Here is a 19322-nt window from a genome sequence, read left to right on the forward strand (position 1 = left end):
TACTCTTACTGATTAATTCTTTTTCTCTGGTTTAGGTGATATCTTTTCTTGTTTTTCACCCTTGGTGTGCTTATGCTGTTTCTGGACCTTCCACTCCGCTATTCTTTCATCCATGCTCTTTATCCGTCCGTCAGGCAACACAAAAGGTTCTACCTGTTCTTTCCACCAAAGAAAACGCTTGTATTCAAAGGCATAGAGTTTGGCTGGATCATCCTCTCTTAGTCGTTCCCGCTTTCTTTCCAGCTTTTCTTCCTTCTCTTTATCTTCAACTGATTCAAACAATTCATTTTCTTCCACCGGCTTTTCCTTGTGTTTCCAGTACAAGTTAAAGGCCTTTACTGCCGCAAAATAGTTCACATTCGGATCGTCCATCAACGCAATCCAGCTCGGCGGCTGAGATTTTGACTTTTTTTGCGCCATCGATAGCGAACTTATAAACAGGCTTAGTAGTATGACTACTCCTGTTAAAACCCGAATATGTTTCAGACTCCTCAACTGAAACTTCGGCATCTTTGATTGAGTGTGTATCATATACAATTGAATTAAGGTTTCATTTCTATAAATAGGGGGATGGATAATTTTCTTTAACGGTCCTGACCTTGGCTAGGTGGTAATAATTTGATTCATGTAATATTCTATGTGTGAATTTTATTGAAGTAAAATGACATTTACCGCAGCATATCCGACTGCAAGCTAGTTTGAAATGGGTTTATTATCATAAACTGCAGGTATCTGTTGCTGTAACCAAATGGTCATCCATGCTGACCCCATTCGGGTGGCAATGGCTTCTTCTTTGCCCGGATAACTGTTTTCCTTGTCATTGGCATAGGTGTGCCTGTCAGCAAAACGTTTCTGTTGCTCCAGCACTTTGGCAGTATGCAGTTTTGCCCAATATTTCCCATTATGTTTTTGCGCCCGATTATCCCATCCATATGTAGAGGCTGCAATATCAAGATTAGCATAGGTATCATAAACACCAAAGCCCCAGTCTGAACCTTCTGGATAATAAACCTCAGGTGAGCCCACCTGGTACATCGTACCGCCCGGTGCTTTATAAGGAGGTGCTGAAAACTGATGTGAAGTGATGGAATAGTAAATTTTGTCAAGATTAAAGCGCGCGGCTTCCGGCGTTGCTTTTCCAACCAGGGAGAATACGATCGGCGCATTGATCATCGAGGCAAGTGCATTATACATTGGATGGATAATGCCGTGGTTGATTACAAAACCTGGCTCTTCTATATTGTAGCCATTCAGCCAACTGCTTACAGGACGGCCATGTAAAATTCTGGCATTGTTTAAATCAGATGGCAAAGAAGTTGCCGCGATTAAATACTCAGCAGCTTTATATAACCACTTATTTGCATTAGGATGATTTGGTAGCATTACGGCTGCCAGATATAACAATTCAGCGTTCCAGGCATCTTCTTCAATTTTAGAATCGCCGGGAAACAATACTTTCCCTGTACTGTCTTTATAATACGGAGGAGCAACTGAAAGAAAACGATTAGCTTCCGCAATTATCATCTGGACCAAATAAACTTGATCCTTTGCTGAAAAATCATCCCATAAGAGCCAAGCTGCATATCCGGCATCATAGGCCCAATGTGCTGCCTGCCAATCACCACCCCAAACCTTGCGGGTATTATTGGCTTTATGATCATAAGCCACAGAACTAAGCATCAGGATAGCTTTATCTTTAGCTTCTTGTAAGGACACTCCTGTTACAGAAGGATCATAAATTCCTGTTTTAATAGCGATAGCTATACCGAATGACATTGCCGCCGGAAAACGGTACCGGTATTCATTTATCTTTGATTTGCTTTTCAGGTCGAGGTACCCGGTTGAATCAATCCGGTATTTTTTTACATTATGGTACCACGCAGTAAGCGCAAACCTGTTTGCATTAAGCAAGGTAGCTTTTACAGTAGTTGCTAATTTATCCTTGGGTGCTTTTTTTTGAAATTGACTCCAATTAATCGGCATCACCATGGTTGCACTATCTGCCTTAATAACTGTACTCGCTTGGCTCTTTCCTGAATTAGCTAATATTATGATGAACAATAAAATAATTGCTCCTATTCGTAATTGACATTTCATTTTATTAAATACTATTTTCGAAAGAATTGGTCAGTCTGCCGAATTAAATCATCTACAATCTTCGTATACTTTGTATCCTGGGCAAAATTCTTTAGTTCTTTACTTTCAACTGTGATCATATAATTCTATCTCGTTTAATGTCATGAGGATTCCAGTGGATCAAATGATATTACCGGCGAAAAGAATAACCCATTAGTTTACCTCTTGGATATTGGCTCACAGCATAGCCTTAAGAACTATTCTACGTTTCATTGAGCATACACAAGCTAGTATAAAAGGCATATCTAAACTATTTTTAATATTCAACATGATAATCTTTCGTAAACGGTTGGCTATTCCAAGCCTTTTTTGAAGTCCAGTCAGCAGCAGGATCGGTCCAGAATTTATTATCGGCCGATAAGCCCAGCGGTAAAAATCCCAAGGTGGCCATATATAAGCTTCCGGTAGAAGTATAACCATCGGCGATCATCGGTTGCGAGCCGCAAAAGCCCAAGACCAGCCAACCATTACTGTCGAAATTATCGCATTGGTCATACATGCGATGCATCACCGCGCTTAAGGCACAGCGCACCTGCGCAGGCTGAATGTATTCAGGCAATTTTTCCATGAGTGCTACTTGCGCCAAGGCCTGAAAGGCTGCTGTACGATAGGTAATGGAGCGCCCAAATGCAGGATATGTACCATCAGGAGCAATAAAACGCTCTGAGAATTCTGAATAACGGATCATGCGTTTCAGAGCTTTATCATACTCCTCAGGTTTAAGTCGTTTTTTGTCAACCAATACCTTGAAGAAATCCACAAGCATAGGGTGAATAACATAACTATTATAATAATCGAGGCTAAAGCTAGGTCCATCACTATACCATCCATCTCCTACATACCATTCATTAATTTTCTTTTGTGCGTATTGAATACGTACCGGATCAGCCTTTTCGCCAATGTTCATTAAAAAAGCTTCATTGATACCTGCAAACAACAACCAGTTGTTGTAAGCCCCGGTCATGGTACGAAGGGCTTTAAACTCTTCGGTCACTCTTTTCTTGGTTAAAGAATCCAAAGGTTCCCACAAGGCTTTCGGCGCTCTTAAAAATGCCTGTGCCATATATGCAGCATCAACAATAGGTTGGGCGTCTGTTCTGAAATTCAGATAATCTGGATTATTGGGATCAACAGCATTGACAATACCTTTCAATAAGGCGGCACGCAACTCCTTACGCATCTTCCCTTCTTTAGTATTGTCATCAGGTAAAGCCAGCCAGGGAGCCACTCCCGCCATTGTACGCCCAACAGCTTCCAGATGAGTGACTTTTTTGTATGAATCCGGTTTTGCTCCAGGAGGAACTTCTACGGGCATATTTTTTCTCAGCGTTCCATTGGCCAGGTTGAAAATGACAGGTGAAGCCATTTTATATAATAAATTGCTCCAGTATTCCCGGTCCTGAAGTCCGGTGTTTATAACAGTTTTCTCGCTTTTTTTCTTTTGAGCATAAACCGAAGTATTGCTAAAGCCAAGCAAAACAAGCAAAATAAGCATCATTCCGCTTGTTCTTTTAATTAATACCATATTAATAATGAATAAAAGAATTTAGGTTAATTACTGGTCCTTTTAATTTTAAAAATCTTGTTTCCCCCCGGAGTTAATGACGTTTGAAAAACAATCGATTTAGGCTTTTGCTGATCAGTGTAAATTACCTCAAAAGGAATTTGCTGGCCTGATACAGCATCTTCTACCACAAGACCTTTTACTTTCGCTTTTTTGATTTGCGCTGTTACAGAAGACCATTCCACCGTTATTTTCTCATTCCTTTCAGATGCAGCAGGATTAACTGCCTCCACCATAGCTGTATTTTTTTCCTGATCAACGGTCATGCGTAACATTTCAGTACCCGCTAATAAAAATGCTCCAACACCATACACATCAGTATCGTCGTAGGTTACTTTATCTGGAGCTGCACCCTGTGCCTGTACAAAACCAAGTTTACCATTAGGATGCATAGACGTTGTGAGGGCATCCCAGGCTTTAGCAACTACTGTTGAGTATTTTTTATATGGCAAAATACCTTGATTAATTCCCCAGGTTAAGGCGTAACAAAAGAAACCTGTGCCGCTGGTTTCCTTAACAGGATATGTAGCCGGATCTAGTAAACTGGCATGCCAGCTCCCATCAGCTTGCTGTATGCTGGCAACTTTAGCCGACATATCTTTGAACAATTGGACAAATTTTTCTCTATCGGGATGATTTTTAGGCATTACGGAAAGAACTCTTACCAGTCCGCCCATTACCCAACCATTACCACGACTCCAAAACACTTTTGCTCCGTTCTTCTCTTTTTTATTGAAATAACGGCTATCTCTATAATAAAGGTGTTCATCTTTATCGTACAAGTACTCCGTTGATTTCCACCATAACTTTGAGGTACAATCCAAATATTTCATATCGCCTGTGGCTTCAGCCAAATAAGCTAATGCTGGAGGTCCCATAAACAAGGCATCACACCATGCCCATTCGCGCATATGAATTCCTTTTTTCCATTCCAGACCTTCTGTATGAGGCAACATAGCAATGGTATCTGCTAGGGTCTTGAAGTCTTCAATATACCTTGGGTCTTTATAAATGGTGTAAAGTTGTGAGTAAAGCTGTCCAACACAATAATCGTCGGCAAAGTGACGGTACTTACCCACTTTCCATTTATTGTCTTCTCCAACCTGTATCAATTTTTTGAAATAAGTTTCGTCATTAGCCACCTTAGCCCAGGCCACCATACCTGCATACATCGCTCCACTGGTCCAATCCTTTTTAGGATTTCTCCAGCCCTCGGTTTCTAAGGTTTTCCATTGCCAATCGGCCACCTTTTTCATTTGATGAAAAATACTATCGGCTCGCAATTGGGCTAGAGCCGAACAAAATGTTACAAGCACTAACAGTAGCGAAAATGTAAGTTTGCGCATTTGATTTTAAGATTAATTTTTTCAATCCACACCTTGTGTTAATTCTCCTTTACACAAGATAAGAATCAATAGGGTTTAGAACGAGAGGTACCCATCCCTCAAGAATTTTGTCATTCTGATTTCAGAAATACCTCTATTCATTTCTTTTTTATTCAGAATGACAAAAATCAATTCAGAAAATTCGGGTTTATTTTACCAGCCTGGGTTTTGTTTTAAATTTGAAGAAATATTGATTTGTGACTGAGGAATCGGTAACAAATACATATTATCATTATACGGACAAGGAGGCTTAACAAAATCTCTTTCCTCGTAAGTATAATTAGTACCTAATGGGGTAATAGTACCACTTTTGGGGGTAACTACCATCATTCGTAATGGTTTACAATATGTATCAGGAAGAATTTTCCAACGTCTGATATCATAGAAACGATGTTCTTCGAATGCCAATTCAATACGACGTTCATCGCGAATATAAGTCCGCATTTGATCTTGCGTCAAACCTGTAGGAAGATTAAACGGATTTAAACCAGCTCTTTTGCGAATTTCAGCCATAGGAGCATAAGCTTCAGCAGTTTGTCCATTCTCGTTCAGGGCTTCTGCATAGTTCAAGAGCACCTCTGCATATCTTAAGAATGGGAAGTAATGCTCAGCGCCACCGGTAGAACCGGTAACATCTTCACTCATCATTTTACGGTTAAAGTAACCACTTTGCGTACCAACGCTAGCAAACGGAATGGTTAATCCATCTGTTGGAGCATTTAAATACGTATATACCGGACCGAAAGTACCAGAAGTAGTTTTCCAAGTAGCTCCATTATAAATAACAGAACGGTAAAAACGAGGATCACGACCTACATATGGATTTTGCGGATTATAGCCCGAGGTTGGATCTGTAATCGGCTTACCATTAGCCATAGGGAAGGCATTTACATAATTGCCATTAGGGGAAGTATGAAGCGCTCCACCACGGCTTTTAGGCAAATGTGAAGCTTCATAACTACGATTACTACCTGAAAGACGCATGAAAATCATTTCCGGATTATTACGCGTTAAAAACACTTTATAAAAACCTTCGGCAGTGCTGTTATCATTATTTGTTCCTTGCATTAGTGAGTACACCCCCATATCAATTACGGCTTTTGCTGCATCTCGAGCTAAAACCCAACGATTTGGTGAACCCTCTTTGTATCCGTATATCGCATCTTTATTTGCTGCCAGTTGACCTCCATTAAACAAAGGGCTTGCTGCAAATAGTAGAACCCTGGCCTTCAAAGCTAGGCAAGCACCCTTAGTGGCGCGCCCATAATCCTGTCCAACATACCTGATCGGAAGATCAGCAGCTGCTGCATCCAGATCTTGGATCATAAAATTCACACATTCTTCGTAAGTATTACGCGGTAAATTAAGATCCTCATTGACACCCCAAGTTCTATCCAGAATAGGAACTCCACCATAGGTTTTTGTTAAAATATGATAAAACCATGCACGTAAAAAACGAGCTTCAGCTTTCATTCTTTTTTTCCCTATGGCCGATAAAGGAGATTCATCTACACGAGCAATAAATAAATTAATTTTACGAATAGTTTTATAAGTGTCGCTCCAATGATTAGTAAATGGCAAAGGTATTGAGCTAGCCGTATATGCACCCTGTTGGAAAGTCCAACCGGAAAGGGTAGTAGACCAGCGCTCGTCTGATTCGTCAGAAAATTCCGATAAGGTATTCGAGGTGTTGATACGAGTCATATAATTTTCCGGCCCCACACCACTATAAGCACTTGTTAATACCTGAACAGTTTTGATACTATCGGACCAAACAGCTGCATCAAATATATCTGTTTGTGTATCATTGGTTAACAAACCCTCTTTCTGACAAGCTAATAAAGCCAAAGCAGAAAAAGCCGGTAAGATTAAATATTTAGAGATTTTCATGTTTAAATAATTTGTTGGATTAAAAATTAGCATTTAAACCAAAGCTAAATACTCGCTGTTGTGGATAATTTTCACCGCGACCTGATGGAGACTCAGGGTCAACAATTTTTACCTTATCCCAGGTAAAAATGTTAGAAGCATTAGTATATAGACGTAAACTTTGAATACCAACACGCTTAATAACCGCAGGAGTAAAAGTGTATCCCATTTCAACATTTTTTAGGCGAAGGTAATCACCTGAATATTGCCAAAATGATGATGCCACTCTGTTAACTCCATTTGAAAAGTGTAAGGTAGGATAAGTAGCAGTAGCTGCCGTTTCAGGAGTCCATCGGCCTAAATGGAATTCCTGGAATTTACCCAAGTTATCATAAACAAGCTCACTATTTAATGTAAGGCTACTGTTCTTTGATCCTTGCAGCAAGAAGCTAAAATCAAATCCTTTATAGTTAGCTCCAGCTGAGAAGCCAAAAGTGGTATTAGGAATTATCGGATATCCAATTGGGCCTTTATCATTATCGTTAATAACACCGTCGTTATTTAAATCTTTATATCTAATATCACCCGGCGATAAAACTCCTGTCTGCCTTGCGTTATTAGCATCTGCAAGTTCTTCTGCTGTCCAGAATCCTATAGCTGTCCATCCAAAGGGTTGGTTAACCGATTGACCAGTAGCCCTTAAATAATCAAAGGATTTTGGAGCTTCATCACGCTCTAGCACCTTATTTTTAGCATAAGCCACATTGGCTTTCAGAAAATAGCCAACCTTTCCAATGTTATTGTTGTGGCCAATCTCTAATTCAAAACCTTTATTACTTACTTTACCCATGTTCATTTCAGGCAAGTCAACCCCAATAATTTGGCCCACGGTAGCACGAGTAGTAATAATATCGTAACGGTAGTTATCAAAGTAATCTGCCGTAATGTTCAACTTTGATTTAAACAATTGAGTTTCAAAACCAATGTTTGATTTTCTCTCTTTTTCCCAGGTAAGGTTTGGATTACCAATTTTACCTTCTGCCAAACCGGAATAAGTTGCATTACTTTCGCCAAAATTATAAGACCCCGAGCTAACGTAAGTGCTTAAATAAGCATAGGTCTCTAAAGCAATACCAATATCATCATTACCTACTATACCATAAGAACCACGAATTTTCATGAAATCAATAAACTTCGCGTGTTTTTTAATGAATGGCTCTTCACTTAAAACCCAACCTGCTGAAACGGCAGGGAAAAACCCGAAATGATTTTGTTTATTAAATGAGTTTGAGCCATTATATCCGGCATTCAACTCTAATAGATAGCGCTGGTTATAATTATAAGTCATACGACCAACATATCCTAAATAACTAATAGGTCTATTAGGTCCTACAAGCTTTGTATTTTGATTGTATAATGCTAATACACTAAGATTATGCTTACCAAACGTATTTGTATAATTCAATGATGTTTGGATATCAGTAATTGTTTTAGGAGCCTGATTGCCTGTAGTTAATAGATAAGGTCTCAATACAGGGGCTTCCGGTTTATATAGTAAATAAGTATCGTTAGTTGCATTATAACGATAAGTAGGATAATCGTCTCTGTATAAACTTTTTAAGGAATACTGATTATTTGAAAAAGCCATTTGTGCTTTAGCTGACAATCCTTTTAGCAGAAAATCTAACTTATGAGTGGCACTAACAGTAGTAGAAAGATCGGTTTGATAACTTCTGTCATAACCGGCTAAGGTTAATTGCGCTACCATATTCGGGTGCATAGTAGCATCAACTGGAGCACCATAAGAACCATCAGGATTGTAAATTGGGAACGCATAAGGAGCAGCACCAAGACGCATCAACTGGTTAAATACAGAGCGACCGGCCTCTCTAGGATGCGGTTGATTTACATTTTGTAATTGAGAAGAAAGGTTAAGCGTTAAATCAAGATTCTTATTAACATTAATATCAACGTTTGAACGGAAGTTATAGCGTTTAAAATAATAACCATTATCCGTTTCACTTTCTTTAAAGTCTTTAAAAATACCACCTTGGTTTAAATAGCCCGCAGATACGAAATACTTAACGCGATCAGTACCTCCTGATATATTGGCATTATACTGAGTTTGCACCGAGGCTTTGTTCATCAACTCCTTATACCAATCTACATTAGGGTATACGTCAGGCATGTCTCCATTTTTGAAATGCTCCATAGCCGCTTCAGAATAAGGGAAATTGGCGCCTATTTTGTCATTTACATAACTCTCCTTTAATAAGGTAAGGGCATTATAAGAATCTAAAAATTCAGGCATTCGATGAACCATATTTACCCCAGACTGAGCACTAAAGCTCACTTTAGGTTCACCAGTTTTTCCGCGACGGGTAGTAATAATAATAACACCGTTAGCACCTTTCACCCCATAGACAGCAGTGGCAGAAGCATCTTTTAAGATAGAGATATTTTCTACCTCATTCATATCAATTTGACCGATACTTTCTTGTTGTATTCCATCAACAATAAATAAGGGACTCGTTCCTCCTCTGAAAGAACTTACTCCCCTGATTTGAAGATTAGCTGCATCTTTACCTGGTTGTCCGCTATTTTGTTGAGAAAAAAGACCCGGCAAACGACCAGCCAATGCATTGGTTAAGTTAGCTGTAGGGCTTTGTCTAAGCTCCTTTCCGCTTACAGAGGCAATAGCTCCGGTTACTGTAGGCTTCTTTTGCACACCAAAAGCAACTACAACAACTTCTCCTAAGTCTTGAGCAGCCTCCTGAAGGGTTACATTATAAACTGTTTTTTTATCCAGTACTAATTCTCTAGTATTAAAACCGATTGCTTTGAAAATTAATTTTCCGCTAGCAGGAGCATTTTTAATAGAGAACTTACCATCTGCATCAGTTGCAGCTCCATTAGTTGTACCTTCAATGATCACACTTACCCCTGGCAAAGGACCAATTTTATCATAAACAGTACCACTAACTGTTCGATTCTGTGCCATTACCTGTATTACAGCTAATAAACACACTATTAGTAAATATATCTTCTTCATTAGAATTCTGTCTAAACTAAATCATTCATTTTCGCTAGTTCCATCCTTGATTTTGATCTAATTGATTATTTCTCATTATCTCCGAAAAAGGAACTGGATAGAGATTCATTTTTTGATCATATGTAACATCTTGCACCTTCACGATCTGATACGTTAAAGCTGAGGTTACAGGATCTTTGGTAATTTTCATACCTCTCAAACTACCGTTTAACACATCTTTGGCAATATTCCATCGGCGGATATCCCAAAATCTGTGCTCCTCAAAGGCCAACTCACAACGGCGCTCATTACGGATAATATCGCGCATTTGGGCTTGTGTTAAGCTTCCTGCAGCTAGTGGAGTTGTAAAACCTGCACGGGTACGAATAAGATTGATGGCTGTATAAACAGAAGCATCAGGGCTTGCTAAAGCTTCATTTTGTGCTTCAGCATAGTTTAATAAAACTTCAGCATATCTAAAGAGTGGGAAGTTATGTGTAGCACTTGTGAAAGAAGCTGCAGATCCTGTGGTAGTCATAAACTTACGCATATAATACCCGGTCTTTGTTCCGCTGCCTACACCTGGTTTCAAATTATGTTTACCTCCGTCGAACAATTCTAAAGGGGTACTTAACCAGCTCATCCCGTTATAAAAGATAGTAAGGGCAAAACGAATATCCCTATTTGTAGCAGGAGCTGCCTGGCTATATCCGGAAGTAGGGTCAGTAATACTTTTGCCGTTCTTCATCTTGAAAGCTTCCACTAAATCCTGGGTAGGATTGGTATAACCTTTACCTGCACGCTGAAAGCCAGGCGGCTCATTGAATGACTCCACTGAAGTATTATCAGCTTGTTGATATGCTAAAATAAATTCGGTGTTATTACGGGTTGTGAACATAGTTCCAAAGCTGGCTGATGCTACAAGCTGGTAAGCACCCATGTCCATAAGTTCCTTAGCCGCAGCTGCTGCCGCTTGCCATTTAGTGATGTCATTGGTTGGATTGTATAATGGGCTCGCATCATATAACAATAAGCGGGCTTTTAAGGCTAAGACAGCACCCTTGCTAATGCGACCAATCTCATAGGTAGCATCAGTAGTGAGCAGTACCTTACCTTTAATTGCATCACACTCGCTCACGATATAGTTTACACACTCTTGGCGGGTATTGCGTGCTAATGATAAGTTATCATCTACGGCAAAAACCTTATCACCCACCAATGGAACATTTCCCCAACGTTTTACCAACTCAAAATAAAACATAGCTCTTAAAAAACGTACTTCAGCTTTAATAGCATCTTTACGAACCTGAGGTATTCCTGAGTTGTCTATATTAGCAAGTAATACATTAACACGTCTAATTGCAGCATAATTACTTGCCCATGGATTTTCAGGTAAATCCGTAGGACTCACTTGACCTATTTTAAACTTATCTACTTCAACAGTTGTTGAGCTTGCACTAACCGCATCATCAGTAGCTGCATCTAAAACATTACTACCAATACGGTTAAAGCCACGCGGCAGCTGCGCATAAATACTTGCAACATACTCATTTATCATATTACCCTCTTTATCTTTCGGGCTAAAAATATCGGTAATATCCGTACGATCTACAGGTAGCTGCGTCATTACATCTTTCTCACAAGAAGAAAGTAACAACGAAAAAAACAAACAGCTAATTAATGTATAGTTTCTTTTCATATTAATATCCTTCTATCTATTGTTAAAACTTAGCACTAATTCCTACTGTATAACTTTTGTACAGAGGATAGAAATTGAATAATGCTTCCGGGTCCATATCCTTAAGCTTGGTAATGGTTAATGGATTATATGCATTAACAAATACTCTCAAATTTGAAAGATGGATTTTATTTGACGCAGAAGATGGTAACGTATATCCTAACTCTACATTCTTCACACGCAGATAATCGCCATCTTTGATCCAATAAGTAGAAGTACGATGATTGTTAACATTGGTTCCGTAAGTTAAACGCGGATAAGTAGCAGTAGCAGCAGTTTCCGGCGTCCAACGGTTTAAGTGTAAATTTTGTACCGTACCAGATGATACTCCATTATTCTGAAACTCCCATGCATTGCTTCCGGTAAAGAAGAAATCTTTATTAGCAACACCTTGCACCACGGCAGAGAAATCAAAACCTTGGTATTTCAAGCCTAATGACCCCGAGTAGTAAATTGGAGCCGATTTTTTTCCGATTGCAGTTACATCATTATCATCAATTACCTTATCACCGTTCAAATCTTTATACTTAATATCACCTGGCTGCAGGGCTACACCAAACTGAGTTGGACTAGTAGCGATTTCTGCTTGTGATTGGAATAAACCTAAAGCAACTAAGCCAAACGGCTGGCCAACACGCTGACCGGTTCTGTATTGATAATCATACGGACGGTTTACCTCATCTTGGAAAATCACTTTATTATCAAACAACTGAGCATTGGCAGCTAAACTTAGGTCAACTTTACCTAAACGAACGCTATAATCAGAACCTAACTCAATACCTTCATAACGATATTTACCCAAGTTTTCATCAGGATAGCTTAATCCTAAAAGAGTGTTTGAGGAGCCTGGCGCTTGCAATACATCATATCTGTATTTGTTAAAGTATTCAACCGTTACTCCCAATTTATTGTCAAGCATGCGGGCCTGGATACCGGCATTAAACACTTTAGATTTCTCCCAAGTAATATTAGGATTTGCAATAGCGGCTTCATTCCATCCACCCAAAGCTGTTCCTGAGTTACCAAAATAATAAACATTGCTACTAGAAGTATAATACGGTTGGTATGCATAATTTGATGCTCGGTCAAAACCTAACAAACCACCTGATACCTTAAATTTCAACTGATTAATACCAGAGGTTTTTAAGAAATCTTCTTTAGCAAGGTCATAGCCAACAGACATAGCAGGGAAGAATCCATATCGGCTTCCTTTTACGTACTGTTCTGTACCTTGGTAGCTGAATGCCACATCAGCAAAAAGCTTTTCATTATAATCATAGCTTACACGACCCATAACACCTTTATAAGCATGGGTTAGCGACGTGCCAATATCATACTGATCCCATGTATAGCGTACAGTTGCATCAATTCCATGTTTATCAAAAGAATGGTTATAAGACAAGCCTCCATCCAAACTCAAACGTCTCGAAAAACTGTTGTCATAACTATCAGAACTTGAGTAATTTGCATTCGTTCCGAATTGCTGGTAAGTTTTATTTGCTGTAGCCGGGTCAACCGTTAACTGGTAAACGGCAAAGTTAGAACGACTTCTAAAAACTGTATTGCTATAATAAGAAGTATAATGAACTGAACCTGTAGCTGAAAGGCCTTCAGTAATAAAATTAAGTTTGCGGTTAAGGTCAGCATCTACAAATGCTATTCTTCTGCTTTCACGATTAAAGCCGGTTTTGTTAATTAATCCATAGATATTAGCTTTATATAATGAATTACCGCCTAATAATGTAGTATCGGGAATAAATACCGGGTATGCATTTGCAGGAGTACTTTTTAACGCACTCATGATAGAACCGATACCTGCACCAGGAGAATTGGCCTTTTCAAATTTACCGGCAAGGCGTAATCCTACACTCGTATTCTTATCAATATCAATATCTACATTTGAACGAAATGCATATCTGTTGTAATCGTTATTAGTATTATAATCTTGTGAGCCAACATTAAACATCCCCCCCTGATTCATATTTTCAAGAGATACGAAATAACGAGCAGAAGCATTTCCTCCTGTTGCATTAAAATTATATCGGGTAAAGTTATATGTAGGTTTTAAGGCCAATTTGAACCAATCTACATTTGGATGCCCGTTAGGATCAGTTCCATTTTTATATGCATCCAAATCAGCTTGTGTATAAGGCTCTGTGCTACCATCATTCCTTGCTGCTTCGTTTGACAGAACAGCATAATTATAAGAATCAAGGTACTTGGGCAGATACGTAGGTTGTTGAAGCGCCCCTTGAGCAGAAAAACTGATCGTTTGCTTTTTAGCAGATCCGCTCTTGGTTTTCACAACAATTATCCCATCTGAACTACGCATACCAAATGGAGCCAGGGAAGCCGGATCTTTTAAAACACTGATCTCAGCAATTTCACTTGTGTTGATTTGATCAATATCACGTACTTGACCATCAACAATAATTACCGGAGAAAAATTTCTAAGCGAGAAATTGGAACCGTCATTTCCAAAAGAAATAGATTGGGAAGAAATTAAGCCTAACAATCTACCTGCAAGAGCATTACTGGCCGATGGTGAACCTACGGTATTAATGTCATCACCTTTAATAGTTGCAACTGCTCCTGAAAAGGTTTTAGCCTTATGGGTTCCGTAAAGAAACTGAATGGTTTCTGATGTTAAATCACTTGGATCCAATTTAACATTAAACCTCGTTTTGTTTTTTACACTAACCTGAAATGGCTGAAAGTTTGGCGCCGTAAAAACAAGAATATCATTTTCACCGGCCTTAATACTAAACTCTCCAGCCGCATCGGTTTGAGTACTGCGTTTGGTACCTTTAACAGCCACAACTACTCCCAGTAGCGGCAGTTTAGCATCATCTACTACAGTTCCTGTTACTGGAGTTGTCTGAGCTTTCAGCATGCTGTAAGGCAACAAAACCAGTAAGATCAAAACAAGTGATAACCACGTTTTGCAGCGGTCAGTTTTTGAGATGTCTTTGGACCAAACACCTCCGGGGTTTACGTAAACTTTTATCATATAAATTGAATTGGGTTGAAATATTATTTGGTTTATTCTGATTTCCTTGAAACTATGGATTTCAAAACCTTCCAGAAGCGAATATACTTTTATAATTTGTAATCGATTACAAATTATCTATGCAAACGTTTGCGTAATTTTCAAAAACCTATTTAAGTGTATTCAAACGGCTTTTTAGCCTAGAGATTTAGTAGCGGAGATGAGGACAAACAAGAAAAGGATTGCATTGTAGTGTTGAACAAGCTGGTTAATGAATTTTGAACTGGGTGGATTAGGGTCTACAGAAAAGTGAATACTTGCCTTAAGGTCATTTTACAATGCCTTAGCTGATGTAAAAAATAAAGGGGCATGGTTAAGGTTTAAGCCACAGGGCTGTCCAAAGTTGGATAGTTGATAGAGTGTGCCGGAACAGAAACTATTGCCGTTTGCTCGATTCCCTTTCAATCAGGTTAACACCCACTACCTGCTTTCTTGGTAGAATCAGTGATTCAACTGGATTCATTTGTTGATGCAAGGTTTGAAATGCTAAGCGTCCCAATTCATACGCAGCTTGATCAACAGAAGTAATGGATGGAGTAAAAATCTCAGTGAGCGGGTCATTGGAATACCCTACAATTGCGAAATCATCTGGTATCACTAAACCTTTATCTTTTGCTATTTGGGCAGCTACAATTGCTGATAAATCATTTGAAGCAAATAAAGCGTCTGGCAATTCTTGCAAGGCAAACATCTTTTCACAGACTTCTACCGAAGATTCTTTGGTTAATAAGTGCTCAAAAATAATCATATCGTCTACCGGTAAGTTATGCTTTATCAGCGCATCTTTATAACCCGCTAATCGATTCTTATAGATATTCACGCCGGTAGGCCCAGTGAAATGGGCTATTCGTTTACAACCATTCACAATCAAGTGTTCAGTTGCCATAAAACCACCCAGATAATCATCCCCTTCAATTACAGGCCCTGTATAATTTTGAGGTACCCTGTCAAAAAAAACCAGTGGAATCTTTTTCTTAATGAAAGAATCTAATGATGAGCTATCCTTTGTAAACATCGTTGTGGACAGCATCAATCCATCTACCCTGCTTAAGAACATGGTATTTACCAACTCCTTCTCCATATTAATTTCTTCATTTGACTGGGAAACGAGTAAATTGTAGCCATATTCGTGCGCCTTATCTTGCACTCCGCTAATTACCATGGAATGAAAAAACATGTTGATACGTGGCACTATCAAACCAACCGTTTTGGTTTCTTTTTTTCGAAGGCTCGATGCGACTGTATTCAGGCGATATCCCATCTGACTGGCAGTTTCCATAACCAAGTCAATAGTTTCCTTTTTATTTCCCTTGCCTCCATTTAAAGCCCTGGAAACCGTCGCTGAAGAAAGCCCTAACTTCTCCGCTATATCATAAATTGTAATTTCTTTTTCCTTCATTTTACAGAAACAAATATATGGAAACACAAACTACAAATAATCGACGATTAAAATTACTGCAATCGATTGCATTACTTGTAACCTTAAATTTCTTAACTGCCGGCTACCTGTCCTTTACGAAACTCCTGAATACTTATAACGGGTATGAAACTATTCAACATCACTGCAACTAAAAACTATTATTGCAAGCGATCTAAAAACATATATTTTTCACAAGATGTAATTGTCTTTCACGTATATAACGATTATGCTCAATGAGCAGCGACAATAGATGATGGTTCGTTCCCTATTTTTTAAGGGATTTTATTCGTTCTTCATAAGATTCAAGCAATATAACTCCACACCCTGCTATACATCAGATGTATTAACAGATTTATCGGAAATAGCCTCCTCAAAGTTTTCCTTAATGAACTCCCATTCTTTAATTCTCAGGCATATTGGATCGAAATCCACATCTGCTGATGAGAAGTCTTTAAAATTCTTAAATATTTCAGCTTCGTAATGGGTCCATTCGAAACGTAACTTATGCAGATCAAGCTCGCAAAAATGCAGTAGGCTTTCTTTTAAAAGATCATTTACAGTGTTCCAGTATAGCATTTATTTGTTTTTACCTGTGTTTAAAAGAAGGATTCTATTGCCAGTGACCTTATCACTACCGGTAATTTCTCTTATTTTTTCTTTTCCATAAAACCTAAGAATCTCCTTCTTCTCTACATCATTCCCTCTCTCAAAAATATGCTGAATTATAGGTTTATACTGTTTTTGCCAATCGATTTTATTTATTTCAGTGTCCCAGAAAAGTATTTTCCTGAACTTTTTCAAGTCAGGTTGTAGAGATTTTAGCTCTTTTTGTTTTTCCATTTTAATCTCATAAAAAGCCTGAAGTATAAGCATTGTTCCTCCTTCATATCCAAGCGCCTTATCAATTTTCAAAGAAATCGCTGGAGTCATTCCTCTTTTCCCTTTAGCAATACTTGTAAGTGTCTGAGGATAGACTTCTAATGAAAGCGCAAAAGGACCTTTTTGATATTCCGTTTCTTTAACTCCCTCTCTAGAATCATACCAGGGTGTATTCCTTTATATTTTTCAAAGAATATCTGTTTTATATCTATAAATTAAAATAAGTCACACTGTTCTACAATTTCAATTCTCTTACCCTTAAAATAAGTTCTAATTTGATACTTATTTCCGTCTATTTACTTCTGATTTAACTATCCGCTTCTACATAAACAATTACCCCAGAGCATCCATTAGCTCTCTTTTCTATAATAGCACTGTTGATGGGATATACGACTGGATAAGGGAGATTGTCGAAATCTGTGAACTTATCGACGTACTCATCAAAAGAAGGCATAAGCAAGAATGCAATCATTTCTCCATAAGTTCTAATATATTCTAAGTATGTCATGTCTTCGTTGCTTTCAATTACGGTTACAGCAATGGTTTTATAGCCTTTCTGTTTAAACTGATTAAGAATCTCTGGTGTAAATTCTATGAGGTTGTCTGTTGTTATGCTCTTTTCCATATCCACATCTTTTACTATGCTACTATTACCTACTTTTATTTAATGCCTAGTTTTAAAAACTCTTTATCAGTTCAAACTAAACCTACTGAATTACTTCATAAACTGTTCGATTATAGACTTTTCCTTTATTTTCAAATTCAATTTTGCGAAACACAATTACTAATATTATTAGTAAATATGAGCACATTTTTTTAGCAAAACAAGAACTATTTCAAAATTTATGGGACCTTTCATTATGGGATGGGCAAATCCGACTTGAGTATATTTTGGGTTGGCACTGTAAGCCCCTGCGGCGTAGGTTAGCACTACCCCCATCACATTCAGTCCACGTTAGGAATCCTTCAGGCTGCCCCTCCCTAATAGCGGTAGTTTTGAGCGTATCACTTGAGAAGGTATTAGGCAAGTCAATTATGTAGCCATTTTTTCTCCCCGATGGAACAGCAGGTGATCGAGGCTGTAAAGCATAGGCCAGAAAGGAGGATAATCAATGAGCTGATTATCAAACTAAATGGATAGAAAGCTCCACCCACAATAAATCCTTTAGGCATCATGGTGATGGTTGCTACCAACATATTAATGAAAACGGCGATGGCTACGGGGTGGATGATCAACCCCACCATGAGTTGTAAGCCACCAATAAGTTCGGTGTAAATAGAGCTGGATATTTTTTTACCGAACCAATGATTGGTTAACTAAAAACAGCATGATCCATTGGTTACCTATTAAATGATGGAACAAACGGATCATGCCATTTCAGTTCTATTTTTTTATTATTTCTCCCTCACTATTGAACTTATCGAACGCACTAACGAAGCCCCGAAATATCCTACGGCTTTTTTAGGCGATTGTGGATTCACATTTTGCACATTCGTACGAACATTGGCAGGAGGATTGGCAAAGATCCCTCCATTCATTACTTGTATATGCAGCTCGTCATAAAAATGGTAGTCATCCATTGTAATCGACCAGGTTTCTACTGTCACCAAATCTTTTAATTGGAATGGCTTTTCAGAGAAAAGTTCCAGATCCTGCAATTTATTACCATCCACATATTGATCATTCATAAAGTTCAGATCCGCAACTTTAGAAAGGTAATTGCCATTTTTGCGCAGCTTGATCCTGCACGCATCCCCCAAACCCTTAGTTTCTTGCCCGTAAAACTTTACAATATATCCATCTTCATCTCTGTACAAAGATTTTTCCTTGTATTCAAAGGCTAAAGAATCAATATTAAATCCCTGGCGAGCTGTTTGAGTTTTCGCTTCATATACTTCATTATCATATTCAATTCTGAGTGTATATTTTTCGCCCTCAATGCTCCTGATATTTTTGACCAAATATTTACCTGGAGACACCTCCGTTAGCAATTCAACAGCTCCGCTGGCCGCACTCAGCACTAACTTCGCACCAACAACAGCTGGAGCAGGACTATTGGAAAAATAGGGTGCCGTGTGTGATAGCTTGATCGTGTCCGGTATCGGGCGATTGGTAATCCAACCATCTACTGATAATAAAGCAGGGCCATCATCTAATTTTACATCAATGACATCTTCGCAAGAGCTTAGCGAAAGCATGCAAATTGAGAGTATATAAAATAGTTTAAGGTATTTCATAAAGTCTTATGGT

General features: G+C 38.6%; 14 protein-coding genes. All 14 read right to left on the reverse strand.

All coding sequences use genetic code 11. The features are described 5' to 3' along the window. Window positions 1-12: 12 nt before the first annotated feature. Complete coding sequence (locus tag L2B55_RS14515) at window positions 13-420, reverse strand: hypothetical protein (RefSeq protein ID WP_237846869.1); 408 nt, start codon at window positions 418-420, stop codon at window positions 13-15. Between the two features lie 273 nt (window positions 421-693). Then, on the reverse strand, window positions 694-2097 hold the full coding sequence (locus L2B55_RS14520) for a hypothetical protein (protein ID WP_237846870.1): 1404 nt from the start codon (window positions 2095-2097) through the stop codon (window positions 694-696). A gap of 295 nt (window positions 2098-2392) precedes the next feature. Next, complete coding sequence (locus tag L2B55_RS14525) at window positions 2393-3661, reverse strand: DUF2264 domain-containing protein (protein ID WP_237846871.1); 1269 nt, start codon at window positions 3659-3661, stop codon at window positions 2393-2395. Between the two features lie 26 nt (window positions 3662-3687). Next, window positions 3688-5046: a glycoside hydrolase family 88/105 protein gene (locus tag L2B55_RS14530; protein WP_237846872.1), complete on the reverse strand. Its 1359-nt coding sequence runs from the start codon at window positions 5044-5046 to the stop codon at window positions 3688-3690. Window positions 5047-5238: 192 nt separating this feature from the next. After that, window positions 5239-6975, reverse strand: coding sequence for a RagB/SusD family nutrient uptake outer membrane protein (locus L2B55_RS14535; protein WP_237846873.1), 1737 nt, complete (start codon window positions 6973-6975; stop codon window positions 5239-5241). A 19-nt stretch (window positions 6976-6994) separates the two neighbouring features. Further along, window positions 6995-10006, reverse strand: coding sequence for a SusC/RagA family TonB-linked outer membrane protein (locus L2B55_RS14540; RefSeq protein WP_237846874.1), 3012 nt, complete (start codon window positions 10004-10006; stop codon window positions 6995-6997). A 34-nt stretch (window positions 10007-10040) separates the two neighbouring features. After that, the gene (locus L2B55_RS14545) at window positions 10041-11684 is read right to left on the reverse strand and encodes a RagB/SusD family nutrient uptake outer membrane protein (RefSeq protein WP_237846876.1); all 1644 of its coding nucleotides are present in this window, start codon (window positions 11682-11684) and stop codon (window positions 10041-10043) included. A 22-nt stretch (window positions 11685-11706) separates the two neighbouring features. After that, window positions 11707-14733 carry a SusC/RagA family TonB-linked outer membrane protein gene (locus L2B55_RS14550; protein ID WP_237846878.1) on the reverse strand — a complete coding sequence of 1009 codons (3027 nt, stop codon included), beginning with the start codon at window positions 14731-14733 and terminating at the stop codon, window positions 11707-11709. Between the two features lie 415 nt (window positions 14734-15148). Continuing rightward, window positions 15149-16171: a LacI family DNA-binding transcriptional regulator gene (locus L2B55_RS14555; protein WP_237846879.1), complete on the reverse strand. Its 1023-nt coding sequence runs from the start codon at window positions 16169-16171 to the stop codon at window positions 15149-15151. A gap of 348 nt (window positions 16172-16519) precedes the next feature. Next, window positions 16520-16768, reverse strand: a complete 249-nt coding sequence (locus tag L2B55_RS14560; protein WP_237846880.1) for a hypothetical protein — start codon at window positions 16766-16768, stop codon at window positions 16520-16522. Continuing rightward, window positions 16769-17122: a DUF6922 domain-containing protein gene (locus tag L2B55_RS14565; protein WP_237846881.1), complete on the reverse strand. Its 354-nt coding sequence runs from the start codon at window positions 17120-17122 to the stop codon at window positions 16769-16771. 256 nt (window positions 17123-17378) lie between these two features. Beyond that, entirely contained in the window at window positions 17379-17696 is a 318-nt protein-coding gene (locus tag L2B55_RS14570) for a hypothetical protein (RefSeq protein ID WP_237846882.1), read from the reverse strand. A gap of 404 nt (window positions 17697-18100) precedes the next feature. Then, window positions 18101-18361 (reverse strand): DoxX family membrane protein, encoded by a 261-nt coding sequence (locus L2B55_RS19090; protein WP_420854526.1) that lies wholly within the window; start codon window positions 18359-18361, stop codon window positions 18101-18103. 105 nt (window positions 18362-18466) lie between these two features. Then, a complete protein-coding gene (locus L2B55_RS14575) occupies window positions 18467-19309 on the reverse strand; it encodes a DUF4249 domain-containing protein (RefSeq protein ID WP_237846883.1) in 843 nt (280 codons plus the stop codon). Between the last annotated feature and the right edge of the window lie 13 nt (window positions 19310-19322).

Source organism: Solitalea lacus (assembly GCF_022014595.1).
Taxonomy (GTDB): Bacteria; Bacteroidota; Bacteroidia; order Sphingobacteriales; family Sphingobacteriaceae; genus Solitalea; species Solitalea lacus.